This window comes from Bradyrhizobium sp. 26S5, assembly GCF_036923295.1.
Lineage (GTDB): Bacteria > Pseudomonadota > Alphaproteobacteria > Rhizobiales > Xanthobacteraceae > Bradyrhizobium > Bradyrhizobium septentrionale.
Genome location: NZ_CP145948.1, coordinates 8,412,710 through 8,425,192 on the forward strand (window position 1 = coordinate 8,412,710; position 12,483 = coordinate 8,425,192).

Consider the following 12,483-nt stretch of genomic DNA (forward strand, 5'->3'; position numbering starts at 1 on the left):
GCGTACGAACCGCGCACACCGCCCCCTTTGATCCAAGTCAATCCGCAGCGGTTGAGACAAACCTTGTCGCCACCGAGCGATCGCGACGTCTTGCGATGCAACAAGGCTCGAATGTTAGGAAACGGTCCGCGGGACAGCGCACGTCAGTCGTTTGCCTGCGGCTTCCTGCTGCTCAATACGCTGTCGAGCGTCCGCATCCAGTCGCCGCTGTCGGTCTTGTCGGCGAGACCATCCGCCTGAAGCAGATCCCGCAACTGCGCGTGCGCGCCGACGATGCAGAATTTGATGCCGCGCGAGGCGAGTTCCTGGTGCAGATCGTGCAGCATGCGCGACCCCGCCAGGTCGATGAACGGCGAGGCCGACAGGTCGCAGGCCACCAGCTTGACGTCGGGGGACGTCTGCAGTGCAGCCAGCACAGTTTCGAAAATCGTCTCGGCATTGACATAAAGCAGCGAGGTTTCCGGGCGGAAGGCGATGATCCCGGTCAGCGGTTCCACGTCGTCATGGCGCGCCCGGTCGGAATAGCGGCCGCTGCCAGGAAGGCGGCCAAGAAATGCGACATTGGGCTGCGACGCACGCAACAGCAGCAGGAAGATAGAGGCGGCGGCCGCCAGCAGTACGCCCTGCAGGATCCCGAGGAACAGCACGGAGACCAGCGCGATGACCGCCGCATAGAAGTCGATCCGGCTGATCCGCCGCATTCGGGCAAGCGCCGGAATATCGACCAATTTGTAGACGGCCGAAAAGACGATCGCGGCAAGCACGGTCTTCGGCAGATTGGTCAGGAGACCCGTGAAAAACAGCAGGCAGAGCGCAAGGGTTGCCGAACAGAACACGAGAGCCAGCGGCGTTCGCGCGCCGGCTGCGTCATTCACGGCCGACTGCGACAGCCCGCCGGCGACGGGATAGCCATGCCCGAAGGCTGCGGCGAGATTGGCCGCGCCGAGCCCCAGAAACTCCTGCCGGACATCCAGTGCATAGCCGTGCTTTGCCGCGAAGCTTCGCGCCGCGGACACGCCCTCTACGTAAGCCAGCACGAGACATCCGGCGGCGATGGGAAACAGATCGTCAAATTTGAGCAGGCCGAACGTCGGTACCGCAAGGGTCGGCAATCCGGTCGGGATCTTTCCGGTCACGGGCAATCCCATTTCCGCAAGCCCAAGGACGGAGACCGTGAGGATCGACAGCGCGACCACGGCGAGACCAACAGGCTTTCCGGGCAGCCTGCGCTCGCCGAGCAGGAGCAGCACGGTCGCAGCCACACCAATGCCGAGCACCAGCGGCCTGGTATCGCCCAACTGGCCGGCAAGCTTGATCGCACGGTCGAAAAAATTGTGGCCGCCGCCTGCCACGCCGAACAGGCTCGGCAGCTGGCTCATGATGATGGTGAGCCCTGCCCCGGCCTTGAAGCCCACCAGAATGCTGTCGCTGATCAACCGCACCAGCAGGCTGAGCCTGAACAGCCAGGCAATCAGGCAGAGCAGCGCCACGCTGAAGGCAACGAGGCTGACGATCTGCCCGTAACGTGTGGCGTCGCCGCCGGCCAGCACGCCGACGGCGCCGGCGATCATCAGCGAGATCGCCGAGGTCGGTCCCACCGCGAGTTGCCGCGACGAGCCGAGCAAGGCGTAACCCACGCCGCCAAGCAGGTAACCGTAGACGCCGACCTGCGGCGGCAGCCCGGCGAGCCCGGCATAGGCCAGCGACACCGGGATCGCGTAGGCGGCCAGCGTGACCCCGGCGATTGCGTCCGCACCAAGCCAGGATGCGCGATAGTCGGCAAGCCAACTCGCCGGCGGAAACCGTCGGACCCAACTCGTCTCGCTCAGGATTGACATCAAGCCCGCCGTATCAAGCCGCATTGGACGCATGTGGTTGCGCCGGGGCGGACCGATCCACGTTGATTCAGATCAAGCGTGGCCCTCGCAGATCAGCACTAGGATTGCCATGACCTGCACATTTGTCCGCGGACCGCCGGAGGGCATGACATGCGTCAGCACGGCTTACGAGCCCTCGCAGCTGCAACACTTCTGTTGCTCGGTCTGGCCACCCCGGCACGCGCCGACGACAACGGCGCGCCCCAGCGCATCCAGGAAGAAATCTGGGCCTTGCCGCTCCCGCTACCCATGTTCGCTTATCTGGTTCGACCGCTCGGCGACGGCCCCTTCCCGCTGGTCATCATGAACCACGGCGTGTCGCTGAACGCCCGGGATCGCAGCTTCTTCCCGCTGGTCGAATTTCGCGACGCCGCAATGTGGTTTGCACGGCGCGGTTATCTCGTGGTCGCGCCCGTCGGCACCGGCTATGGCGCAGCGGCCATCGATATTCCCGAACGCGGTCTTTATGGCCCGTTCTTCTCCAAGATCGGGAAATGCACCAATCCCAATTTCCTCGATCCCGGCCTCGCCGTCGCGCAGGTCGATCTCTGGATCATTGACTACATGGCCGCCGAAAAACGCACCCTGCCGGACGGCGTCATCGTCGTCGGGCAGTCGGCCGGCGGCTGGGCCGCGATCGCCCTGTCGAGCCTCAACCCGCCGCAGGTCAAGGCCATCATCACCTTCGCGGCAGGCCGCGGCGGCCGCGTCGATGGCAAGCCCAACAACAATTGTGGCCCGGACAAACTGGTCGAAGCGACCGGCGTGTTCGGCCACACGTCGCGGGTGCCCATGCTGTGGCTCTACATCGAGAACGACACATTCTTCGGCCCGGCCCTGTCGAAGCGAATGTACGAGGCTTTCACGCGCGCCGGCGGCAAGGCCGAGTACCATCTACTGCCGCCGTTCGGCGACGAAGGACATTTCCTGATCGGCTCTCCCGATTCCATTCCCACCTGGTCGCCATTGGTCGAGCGATTTCTGGACAAGGTTCGCTAGGCGCAATCTCGCTGGAGGAGTACCCATGGTCCGATATGGTCCCTTGGCGATGTCGGTGCTGTTTGCGGTCAGCATCGGTGCTTCGCACGGTCAACAGACGCCCTCGCCGCCCGCCGCGGTCAAGGACGGCGCCGAGGTAGCCCCGCGGGGGGCACGCGCGGCGCGGGACGTCAAGTATGGCGAATGGCGAAAGGTCTGCTTCACCGCCGCCGGCGCCAGGACACTATGCCGAACGACGATCACCGGCACCCTCGGGACCGGCCAGACGGCCGTTCGCGTCGATCTGATCGAGCGCGAAGACGGGACCTCCCGCCTCCAGCTATTCCTGCCGGTCGGGATGTACCTGCAAGCCGGCGTCAAGCTGTCGGTCGACCAACAGAAGGTCCATCGCCTGCCCTATACCTGGTGCGTGACCAACATGTGCATCGCGGCCGATGTTGCCGATCCCAAGCTGCTCGAGGAAATGGATGGCGGAAAGGCGCTCTCGGTTGACGTCGTCGACACCAGCATTTTGACGGTGACGACGTCGGTGCCGCTCGACCGCTTTGCAACTGTCCGCAAGGGAGCACCCGCACTGACGCTCGACCAAGCCATTGACGAATGATTGAGACCCGCGATCGCTAGACTGCGCCCGCCAACAATTGTTCGATCGGCTGCATCAGCGATTTTGCCGTGAACGGCTTGGTCAGATAGGCCACGCAGCCCGATGCCATTGCGGCCATCCGTGTCGCCGGGTTGTCATTTCCGGTGATGTAGATGACCGGGACGTCGATGCCCTGATCCGCCAGGCGGTGCCGCAGTTCGATCCCTGAACCATCGCTGAGATTGATGTCCAGGATCAGACACAGCGCGCCATCGAAGCTGCCATCTCTCAGCAAGGCATTTCCGGTCTCGAATAATCTGGATGCAAATCCATATTCCCGCAGCAGCCGTCCGATTCCACGGAGCATGGAGGGGTTGTCATCCACGACGAAAACTAGTTTCGCGGTCGGCAAATCCTGCGGGCCTCTACCCTATCGAGAAGCAAAATCTCGACTTGTTGCCCAACGTCGGTGCCTGGACGAAGGACACATTGAAATCTCACCGGCGCGCGACATCGCCGTGGCCAATATCGGAGATACGCGCCGTCACAGAGCTTTCATATTGTACCATGGGACAGGAGGCCACAGCTGCCTCCGGGCGGATTAACCCTTAACTTCGCCATCAAGCTCGCGCATGCCGAGCCGCTCCGCGATCGAGACGAGCTCGGCAAGTGACTGCACCTGCATCTTCTCCATGACCTGGTGACGATGCGCCTTGATCGTGCGTTCCGTCGTGCCGAGTTCATAGCCGACCTGCTTGTTGATCCGACCGCGTACAATCAGATCGAACACCTGCCGCTCGCGTGGGGTCAACTTCGCCAGCAGCGCGCGGAGGGAGTCGAGCCTGGTCCGCTGGCTGCGGGCCAATTCGTGCCGCGCAACGGCGCGATTGATTGCCTCGATCAGCTGCTCTGATGCAATCGGCTTGGTCAGAAAATCCTCGGCTCCGGCCTTGATCGCCTGCACGGTCGTCGCTGTGTCCGCATGTCCGGTGAGGAATACGATCGGAAGCGTCGACTCCAGCTCGTTGAGACGGATCTGCAGCTCCGGACCGCTCATTCCGGGAATGCGCACGTCCAGCAGGATACAGCCGGCGTCTTCGTCGCTTGGCAATTGATCGAGCAGTTGCCGGGCCGATGCATACGTCGCCACACGGTAGCCGGCGAGCTTGAGCCTGCGCTCAAGTGCTGTGCGAAACGAGGCGTCGTCGTCGACAATATGCACGTAAGCGTGCATTACGCTCCCTCCTTCGCGACCGACGGCAAATCCTGCGTTCGTTAAATTAGCACTGCCTGCTGCCAAAGTAAGACCCAAACGCGCTATGCCGCCAGCGGCAATGAAAGATGGAAAACCGCTCCACCACCGGACTGGTTCTCGGCCCAGATCTGACCGCTATGCGCCAGAACGATGGTCCGCGCGATTGACAGGCCAATGCCCATTCCCTGCTCCTTTGTGGTGAAGAACGGATCGAAAATCTCGTTCAGCCTGTCCTGGGGAATTCCCGGACCGGAATCGCAGATCGAAATCACAGCCGACGCCCCTCCATTGACTTCGGTACGGCCGATGATCGTGCGTCCGTAGGGCATCCTGGCCATCGCGTCCATGCTGTTGACCACGAGGTTAAGAATGACCTGCTGCAACTGAACCGGATCACCTTCCACCAGCAGGGTCTGCGGCGACGTCTGCAGGTAGATCGCGACGTTGCGCGTCGAGGCCTGCAGCTTGAGGAAATCGAATGCCTCCCGCATGGTTTGGTTGAGGTCGATCTCCTTTTTCTCAAATGGCGCACGCTTCAGCAGGCTGCGCATCCGGCGGATCACCTCGCTCGCACGCAAATCATCGCGCTTGATGTCGGAAATGATCTCCCGCACCTCCTGGAGGTCGGGCGTCGGCGAACCGAGGATCAACTCCGCCGTCTCGGCATTGGTCAGGATCGAGCCAAGCGGCTGATTGAGCTCATGGGCTATCGAGGACGACAGCTCTCCGGCGGTCGCCTGCCGATTGCTGTGAGCAAGCTGGGACAGGCGATTGCGGGCCTCGACCTCGGCCTTTCGTCGCATGTACCGCTCGTGCAGCAGGAACGCGATCAGCATGGTCTGAAGCAGCAACGCCGCAGTGAACGCAACGGCCGGCCAGCGATATTTTTCCAGGAAGGTCGGCTCCTCGAAGCGGATTTCGCTGCCTTGCGGCAGACTGGCTTCGCTGACATTCCAGCGCTGCATCTGCCGCCAGTTGAAGATCGGCTTCACGGCATTGATGACCGACGGCGGCAGGTTTTCCGGCGCCTCTCCATCCAGGATCCGCAGCGCCCTATGTGCTGCTTCGGCACCGATCAAGGACGGTACGATCGTGAATCCGCCTATGCCACCCGGCTCGAGGAAGGTTTCCGCCGCGACCACGATGGGACGATTGGCCTTCGCCGCGACAAATGCGAGGGCATCCGAGGGCGGATAGTAGTTGCCCTTGCCGTCGCTATAGAGGCCCGTGTAGATGATCGCGCTGTGGTCGGGAAGCGCGGTAACCCGCTCGACGACCTCAGGCATCGGACGTCCGATAATCTCGATAATGTCGAGGCCCGGAATGCCGGCCGCAGCCTGGTCTTTCCAGTTGCGAAACAGAACTTGCCGTTCCCAATCCGCACCGACAAGCACAACGGTTTTGAGGTCTGGTACCACGGCGCGGGCGGCCGAGACGGCATCCTTGAACTTCAAGGTCACGATGCCGCCGGTGACATAGGCAGGCGGTCGCATTCGCTTGAAATCATTCTCTTCGACCAGCGCAAACACGATTGGCGTGTCGGGCCAAAGTTGCGGGCGCCAGCGGAGCACAAGCTCGAGCGCAGCCGCTCCAACGGCAACCACGACACCGATCGGTCGATCGCGATATTTCGTCTCGAGAAACCGCCGAAAGCCCTCCTGATAGGCCTCACCGCCGAAGCGATTGAGATCGAGACTTTCCGAGTAGATTGTCGTCGGAGCGTGACCGTGCGCGCTCACGGCATCCCGCAATCCAACAAAGACCTGATAGAAGAACGGGCCGCGTCGATCGGACTGGTCCAGCACCAGCATGGAATGCGGACGCATCTCTTGCGCCCGGAGACCGGCCGGCCACAGCAAGCTAGCCAGCAGAACGATCAATCCAGAGAGCCGAATTGCCTTGCCCATAGCGCTCGGAGCCGGAGACCAACGGGTTCAAGAAAAACTAGCACGGTTATCGTCGCAAATGCTGAAAAGTAATCCAACACTCGCGTACCAATTGCGAACAAATTGCCGCATTTCCGGGCCCCCTGTCCTTTGGGACAATGGCCTCAAGACCAATAGAGCCTGGTCGGGCCGTGTCGTAGTCATTGCACGCGGACAAGCATTTTCGAACCACTACGGACGCCGCAAGGTCATAGTGAAGAGGGTTGGTCCATGTTCGCTCGCGTCAATGTCAGACCGGCCAATGTACCGAGCGTCCTCGGTGGGCTGACCGCCCCGCATGCCAACTTCATCACCAGCGAATTCCACTACAGAAGGGGCGCCGAGATCTACGGCGAGGCGGAGCCCGCGGAGTACGTCTACCAGGTCGTTTCAGGGGCTGTCCGCAGCTACAAGCTCCTCTCCGACGGACGACGTCAGATCGGTGCTTTTCACCTCGTCGGGGACATTTTCGGCCTTGAGAACGCCGAAACCCATCGCTTCACAGCCGAAGCCGTCGTCGACACGGACGTGCGCCTGATCAAGCGGATGAGCCTCGAACGGGTGGCCCATTCTGACTCCGTCCTGGCTCGCAACCTGCTGATCATGACCACCAGCAACCTGCAGCATGCCGAAGACCATATGCTGCTGCTCGGCCGCAAGACCGCGTTGGAGCGGGTCGCCGCGTTTCTGCTCGAGATGGATCGACGGCTGACCGGCGTCGGCGTCGTCGCCCTGCCGATGTGCCGGCGCGATATCGCCGACTATCTCGGGCTGACCCTCGAAACCGTATCGCGAGCACTATCCAAGCTGCACGCCTACGGAGCCCTCGACTTCCTCGGCTCGAACCAGCGCGAAATCATGCTGGTTGACCGCGACCAGCTGTCCAGGCTGGACAACTGACCGGCACATTACGAGGATTTCGTGAGCGTCCCCTGGCGTTCGATGGTCTTTTGCAGCACCTCGAACAGGACCGCAGTCGACCAGCCGAACATCAGGATGCCGTTCATGGCGGCCATCGGGCCGACCAGCAGCCACTGCTTGACCGGAACGACGTCGCCATAGCCGAGCGTGGTGTAGTTCACAAAGGCGAAATAGAGCAGATTGCTGGCCGCGGGCGCTGCACCAATCACAAGATAGGCCAGTGACCACACCACGATCTCCAAGGTATGAGCCACCATCAGAATCAGCGCGGTCGCGACCATCACGCCGCTGAGCTCCAGCTCAAACCGGCCTGCGGCGCTCAGGGCGATATTCCGCATCAGTCCGATCACCACGACGGTGAACAACGAATGCAGCGCAATATTGATCGCACTCACCGCCAATCCCGCGAGGAGCTGAAACAGTATCATCGCTCACCCGCCAGCCGGGCACGGTCGTCCCGGATCCACGCGGTGATCAACTCCCAGGCGACCGCGAGAATGATTGGGCCGATGAACAGGCCCACGATGCCGTGGGCAAGCGTGCCTCCGATCACGCCGACGAAGATGACGAGCGCCGGCGTGGTCAGGCCCCGCCCCATGACCAGCGGCTTCAGCACATTGTCGAGGACGCCGACCACCAGGAAGAACAACGTCAGCGCGAGTGCCGTCGTGAAGTCCTTGGCCAACCAGAGCCAGATGATGACGGGGAACAGCACGATCGCCGCCCCAATCTGCACGATCGCCAACAGCATCACGACAAACGCCAGCAGGCCCGCGTTCGAGATCCCGGCCAGCTTGAACCCAATGCCGGCGAGCAGCGATTGCAGGACGGCGACACCGATGACGCCCTGGGAGACCGCCCGAATTGTTGCGCCTGCGAGGTCGAGGAAGTGCTCGCTCTGCTCCGGCACGATACGGGACAGGAAACCCCTGCATGCCGCGGCAAGCTGCCGGCCATGGGGAAACAGGAACCCCGCGAGCACGACCGCCAGCAGAAACTTCAGCATCCCGACGCCGGCATTGCCGGCAAACGCAAACAGGACCCCGGCCAGCGGCTTCAGATGCGGCACGACCTCGCGCAGCACGGCGCGCAGATTGGTCGACGCCCGATCCCAGAAGTCATAGAGCGGGCCGCCGATCAGCGGCCAATCCTTGATCTCCGGCATCGGCGATGGCACGACAACGTTACCGGCGCTCAGTTGTCCAGCGAGCTCTCTCACCCCCTCCACCGCCCCGATCCCGAGCCAGGCCGCCGGTCCGATGACGACAGCCAATGCGATCAGGGTCAGGACCAGGGCGGCGATGCCCGCATGGCCGCCGAGCATCCCTGTGAGCCAGTTGAAGACCGGATAGAGCGCGACCGCGAGCACGACGCTCCAGGCCAGGATCGGCACGAACGGGCGGACCAGGACGAACGACCAGTAGATCAGCAGCGCCAGCAATCCGAGACGAATTGCGAGCTGGATGAATTCGTCTCCGGCCACGAGCTGGCGAAGGGTTTTCAAGAACGTGCTCTCGATTGAGCGTCAACAGGCACGCAGAAAGCGGTGCCATCGCCCTGGCACGCATCGCTTGATCCAGATCAAGCGTCACGCGTCCGCCACGCCAAAGGCGCCCTCATGGTCACATTGATTCAAATCAAGCATCAGCCGCTGGCAGCTGACAGGTTTGGCTGCACCTGATCTGGAAGTCGGCCGTGATTTGTCTGTCGTTGGATCACGACTGCCGTGTCACCCCGCTGTGGAGGACGTGATGAAGAACACCAAAACCCTGCTGGCCTTGATCCTGCTTGCGAGCACGGTGGACGCGGGTCATGCAGCCCCGCTGCCGACCAACATCGCTGCCATGAAAGGCATGGTCGACAATGGCGCCGTTCAAGTCCGTTGGGGCGGCTGGGGCGGCGGCTATCGCGGTGGCTGGGGCTATCGCGGTTGGAGAGGAGGCTACGGCGGTTGGGGTTATCGAGGATGGGGCGCCGCCGCTGCCGGTGCGATCGTTGGCGGAGCCATCGCAAGCGCGGCCTATGGCGGGTATCCCTACTACGGCGGCGGATATGGCTATGGCTCCGGATACGGCTACGGCTCCGGATACGGCTATTGCCCGCCTGGCGGAGGTTACGGCTATTCGCCGGCCTACTACGCCCAGCCGCGCTATTACGGTTGGTAGGTCGGCCGTGGAACTGGCCTTCAGTGACGTCACCGGAGGCCGAGCAACGAACGCCGATAGCCACTACCGCGCGCTTCGTTGCTGCACACGAAACTGCCGTCAAAGCCCCTGCCATAGCGGCTCTGGCCTTTGAGATAATAGCGTCCGCGGCGGAAATCGAGCCAGACCACGGCATCGCCAGGGCAATGCCGCTGAGCCTGGGCTTCATAACGGAAGGACGTTAGCGGCAGTGCGACCGTTTGTTGTGCAAAGCAGAACAGGACAATCGCGGCCGAGAGCCCGATTCCGAACCTTGCTGCCAGATGGCCTCGACGTCCGGTCGAATTTGCAACTACTTTGAAGCGCATTTCTTGCCGCCCGGACTGGTGCTTCCGGTTGCAGGCGCCTGAACTCGTCGCCGACATCAATTCGGCCAGCTTCAGATGAGGGGCTCGCTCAGAGCGACAGCAATCCAAAGGCAAACGCGACAGTCGACAGCATCCCGGCCGTCATGACCATCAACCTGAAGGCAAAATCGCCATCGATCGCTTCAAGCCAGCGATGAAACGCTCGCCGAAATATGTCGCCGCCGTTCCCCATGATGGTCATGGTAGATCACGGAGAAAATCGAGTGACCAGTGCAGCTTGTGCCAGACAATTGGAATTGCGTGCGACAAGCTGGCTCACCCAATCGGACTATAATAGCCCGGTTGACCGCGCGGCGCCCTGAATGGCGAATGACCTGGCAGCCTTGTCAGCGACAGCTCGCGCGCCGGAGATCAAAGTTCCAACCGCGTGGAAAGCTCAGCGCTTTGCGCCTCCCTTATTCCCGGTCGCCGCTTCGTAGGCATCGCGATAGCCTCTGGCGATGGCCCGGACACCTCGTCCGATATCGTCGTAGACATCGTCGGGCAGGTTCGCGAGCGATACCCGAAGCGACCATTCGGGTGCATCGAAGCCGCCTCCGTTCAGCAGCACGATTCCGTGGGCTTCGGCCAGCCTGAACGCGAGATCCAATGGGTGGACATTCTTCTTCAGGTGTTCAACGGCATCGTCGCCGATGTTCTTTCGAGCCCAGAACTCGAAATCGATAAGGCCGTAATAGGCATCGTAGTTCGGGTTGGGGGTTAGCTTGTCGGCAAGCCCGAGCCCGTCGAGCAGCGACCACAGGCGTTTGTTGACGATTTCCATGCAGGCCGCCTGATAGGCCTTTTTCACGTCCAGCATCTCCGAGAGCGAGAACAGGCTCATCATCACCTGCTGCGGCAACGATAGTCCCGCGGTGTGATTGAGCGCCACGTCGCGGCTGTCGGCCACGATGCGGTCGATCAGCTTGAGCTTGCGCGGCTCCAGCGTCAGCGGCCCGTAGCGCTTGTCGAGCGCTTTCACGGCAGCATCTGGAAGCTTGGCGATCATCTTGTCGAAGATGTTGTCTTCGTGGATGGCGATGGCCCCGAGCCGCCATCCCGTGCAGCCGAAATACTTCGAATAGGAGTAGACGCCGATGGTGTTGTGCGGCAGCTCGCCCAGCAGCGAACGGAAGTTGTGCACGAAGGTTCCGTAGACGTCGTCGGTGAGGATCATCAGGTCGGGGCGCTTGGTCTTGACCAAATTGGCCAACTTGGCAATCGTCTCCTTGCTCAACGCCATCCCCGGAGGATTGGACGGATTGACGACGAAGAAGGCCTTAACCTTCGGATCTTCCAGCTTCTTGATTTCCTCGTCGGTGAACTGGAATTTGTTTTCCTGCGGAGCCCTGATCTGCACGACCTTCAGATCGTAGTCTTCCAGGTGCGTCATCTCGATGTAGGGCGTGAAAATCGGCGTCGCCAGCGCAATCGTATCACCAGGCACGAGCAGCCGGTTCGCTTTCAACGACTTGAAGAGGTAGCACATCGCCGCCGTGCCGCCCTCGACCGCATAGATGTCGAATTTTCCGGCCGGCCGGGGCTCGCCGCAGACGGCCCACATCAGATATTCGTGCACGATCTTTTCGTTATGCACCAACATGCGGTCCGGCACCGGGTAATTGTCGCCGATGATCGAATCGACGAGTTCGTGGACGAAGGCGTCGGGATCGAAGCCGAATTTCTTGACCGCAAAGGGCAGCATCTCGGTCAGGAAGCTCGCGCCCGGCATGTCCTTGTGCTGGGCGAGCCAGGCCTCGAACCGCCCGGCAATCCCCTTGGCCTGCGGCATCCCGCCGATGCCCGCCGGGTGGTCCATCACCCGCTTGCTCTCGGTGATGGCGAATTGTCCGAGCAGGAAGAAGCCCTCGCGCGGCGTCGTGGCGATCCAGTTGGGGTTGCCCCGCCCGGCGTTCAGAAAGGCCATCTGACTCTGCTTCGAAGCGCTCTTCGCGAGGTTGATCAGCTCATCCTTGATCTCGAAGGGGCTCAACGCCTCGAATTTCTTTAAGGTCAGAAGATCGGCCATTTGACACTCCCGGGGACGGTGCGAGCGGTTGGAACGCAGGCGGACAGGCGCCTTGCCTGCGCAATCGCGGTCAGCTTGATCCGCAGCCGGTGACGAGCCTTGATCTATGTCAACGGTCTCCTGCTGGTGATGCGACCGCATGGACAGATGGCCGCGTCTCGAGGCAATCGTGCGCGCCACGCGCATGTTGTCGGCAAGACGATGAAACCGCTGGGCTCTCGCAGTTGCGGTTGACATAGATCAACATCCTCCTCGCCAATCGCCGTCTGATGCCGGTCGATACGGTTGCTCGCCCTTTTCGGCCCCGCGCGAGATCGAAGCGTGCATGCCGAAGCCCCGGGAC

13 protein-coding genes are annotated in these 12,483 nt (G+C 61.9%); 4 read left to right on the forward strand and 9 right to left on the reverse strand.

Annotated elements, in window-relative coordinates; all coding sequences use genetic code 11:
- Positions 1-143 precede the first annotated feature (143 nt).
- Complete coding sequence (locus V5279_RS39855) at positions 144-1,838, reverse strand: SulP family inorganic anion transporter (protein ID WP_338692314.1); 1,695 nt, start codon at positions 1,836-1,838, stop codon at positions 144-146.
- Between the two features lie 150 nt (positions 1,839-1,988).
- On the opposite strand from V5279_RS39855, the gene V5279_RS39860 reads away from it, so the two are divergent.
- Both V5279_RS39860 and V5279_RS39865 read left to right on the forward strand, forming a co-directional pair.
- Positions 1,989-2,876 carry an alpha/beta hydrolase family protein gene (locus V5279_RS39860; RefSeq protein WP_166302585.1) on the forward strand — a complete coding sequence of 296 codons (888 nt, stop codon included), beginning with the start codon at positions 1,989-1,991 and terminating at the stop codon, positions 2,874-2,876.
- A gap of 49 nt (positions 2,877-2,925) precedes the next feature.
- Positions 2,926-3,480 (forward strand): invasion associated locus B family protein, encoded by a 555-nt coding sequence (locus tag V5279_RS39865; RefSeq protein ID WP_248114484.1) that lies wholly within the window; start codon positions 2,926-2,928, stop codon positions 3,478-3,480.
- Positions 3,481-3,496: 16 nt separating this feature from the next.
- On the opposite strand, the gene V5279_RS39870 is transcribed toward V5279_RS39865, so the two are convergent.
- The 3 genes from V5279_RS39870 to V5279_RS39880 form a co-directional block, all read right to left on the reverse strand.
- Positions 3,497-3,844, reverse strand: a complete 348-nt coding sequence (locus V5279_RS39870) for a response regulator transcription factor (protein ID WP_312022829.1) — start codon at positions 3,842-3,844, stop codon at positions 3,497-3,499.
- 216 nt (positions 3,845-4,060) lie between these two features.
- On the reverse strand, positions 4,061-4,693 hold the full coding sequence (locus tag V5279_RS39875; RefSeq protein WP_338701651.1) for a response regulator transcription factor: 633 nt from the start codon (positions 4,691-4,693) through the stop codon (positions 4,061-4,063).
- An 83-nt stretch (positions 4,694-4,776) separates the two neighbouring features.
- The gene (locus V5279_RS39880; protein ID WP_338692315.1) at positions 4,777-6,540 is read right to left on the reverse strand and encodes a sensor histidine kinase; all 1,764 of its coding nucleotides are present in this window, start codon (positions 6,538-6,540) and stop codon (positions 4,777-4,779) included.
- 330 nt (positions 6,541-6,870) lie between these two features.
- Here V5279_RS39880 and V5279_RS39885 point away from each other — a divergent pair, with 330 nt between their 5' ends.
- The gene (locus tag V5279_RS39885; RefSeq protein ID WP_166302573.1) at positions 6,871-7,539 is read left to right on the forward strand and encodes a helix-turn-helix domain-containing protein; all 669 of its coding nucleotides are present in this window, start codon (positions 6,871-6,873) and stop codon (positions 7,537-7,539) included.
- Between the two features lie 8 nt (positions 7,540-7,547).
- On the opposite strand, the gene V5279_RS39890 is transcribed toward V5279_RS39885, so the two are convergent.
- Together V5279_RS39890 and V5279_RS39895 are read right to left on the reverse strand one after the other, a co-directional pair.
- On the reverse strand, positions 7,548-7,955 hold the full coding sequence (locus tag V5279_RS39890) for an ion channel (RefSeq protein WP_414645877.1): 408 nt from the start codon (positions 7,953-7,955) through the stop codon (positions 7,548-7,550).
- Positions 7,956-7,984: 29 nt separating this feature from the next.
- The gene (locus V5279_RS39895; RefSeq protein WP_166302568.1) at positions 7,985-9,064 is read right to left on the reverse strand and encodes an AI-2E family transporter; all 1,080 of its coding nucleotides are present in this window, start codon (positions 9,062-9,064) and stop codon (positions 7,985-7,987) included.
- A 247-nt stretch (positions 9,065-9,311) separates the two neighbouring features.
- Here V5279_RS39895 and V5279_RS39900 point away from each other — a divergent pair, with 247 nt between their 5' ends.
- Positions 9,312-9,725: a hypothetical protein gene (locus V5279_RS39900; RefSeq protein WP_338692317.1), complete on the forward strand. Its 414-nt coding sequence runs from the start codon at positions 9,312-9,314 to the stop codon at positions 9,723-9,725.
- A 29-nt stretch (positions 9,726-9,754) separates the two neighbouring features.
- Here the strand turns inward: V5279_RS39900 and V5279_RS39905 are convergent, their stop codons facing one another.
- The 3 genes from V5279_RS39905 to aspD form a co-directional block, all read right to left on the reverse strand.
- The gene (locus V5279_RS39905) at positions 9,755-10,072 is read right to left on the reverse strand and encodes a hypothetical protein (protein ID WP_338692318.1); all 318 of its coding nucleotides are present in this window, start codon (positions 10,070-10,072) and stop codon (positions 9,755-9,757) included.
- An 88-nt stretch (positions 10,073-10,160) separates the two neighbouring features.
- Positions 10,161-10,313, reverse strand: coding sequence for a hypothetical protein (locus V5279_RS39910; protein WP_338692319.1), 153 nt, complete (start codon positions 10,311-10,313; stop codon positions 10,161-10,163).
- A gap of 195 nt (positions 10,314-10,508) precedes the next feature.
- Positions 10,509-12,140: an aspartate 4-decarboxylase gene (gene aspD, locus V5279_RS39915; RefSeq protein ID WP_338692320.1), complete on the reverse strand. Its 1,632-nt coding sequence runs from the start codon at positions 12,138-12,140 to the stop codon at positions 10,509-10,511.
- Positions 12,141-12,483: the final 343 nt, after the last annotated feature.

Coding starts and splice junctions, on each gene's coding strand:
- V5279_RS39855 (WP_338692314.1), bottom strand. CDS start 1,838: ATGTCAATCCTGAGCGAGACGAGTTGGGTCCGACGGTTTCCGCCGGCG.
- V5279_RS39860 (WP_166302585.1), top strand. CDS start 1,989: ATGCGTCAGCACGGCTTACGAGCCCTCGCAGCTGCAACACTTCTGTTG.
- V5279_RS39865 (WP_248114484.1), top strand. CDS start 2,926: ATGTCGGTGCTGTTTGCGGTCAGCATCGGTGCTTCGCACGGTCAACAG.
- V5279_RS39875 (WP_338701651.1), bottom strand. CDS start 4,693: ATGCACGCTTACGTGCATATTGTCGACGACGACGCCTCGTTTCGCACA.
- V5279_RS39880 (WP_338692315.1), bottom strand. CDS start 6,540: ATGCGTCCGCATTCCATGCTGGTGCTGGACCAGTCCGATCGACGCGGC.
- V5279_RS39885 (WP_166302573.1), top strand. CDS start 6,871: ATGTTCGCTCGCGTCAATGTCAGACCGGCCAATGTACCGAGCGTCCTC.
- V5279_RS39900 (WP_338692317.1), top strand. CDS start 9,312: ATGAAGAACACCAAAACCCTGCTGGCCTTGATCCTGCTTGCGAGCACG.
- V5279_RS39905 (WP_338692318.1), bottom strand. CDS start 10,072: ATGCGCTTCAAAGTAGTTGCAAATTCGACCGGACGTCGAGGCCATCTG.
- V5279_RS39910 (WP_338692319.1), bottom strand. CDS start 10,313: ATGACCATCATGGGGAACGGCGGCGACATATTTCGGCGAGCGTTTCAT.
- aspD (WP_338692320.1), bottom strand. CDS start 12,140: ATGGCCGATCTTCTGACCTTAAAGAAATTCGAGGCGTTGAGCCCCTTC.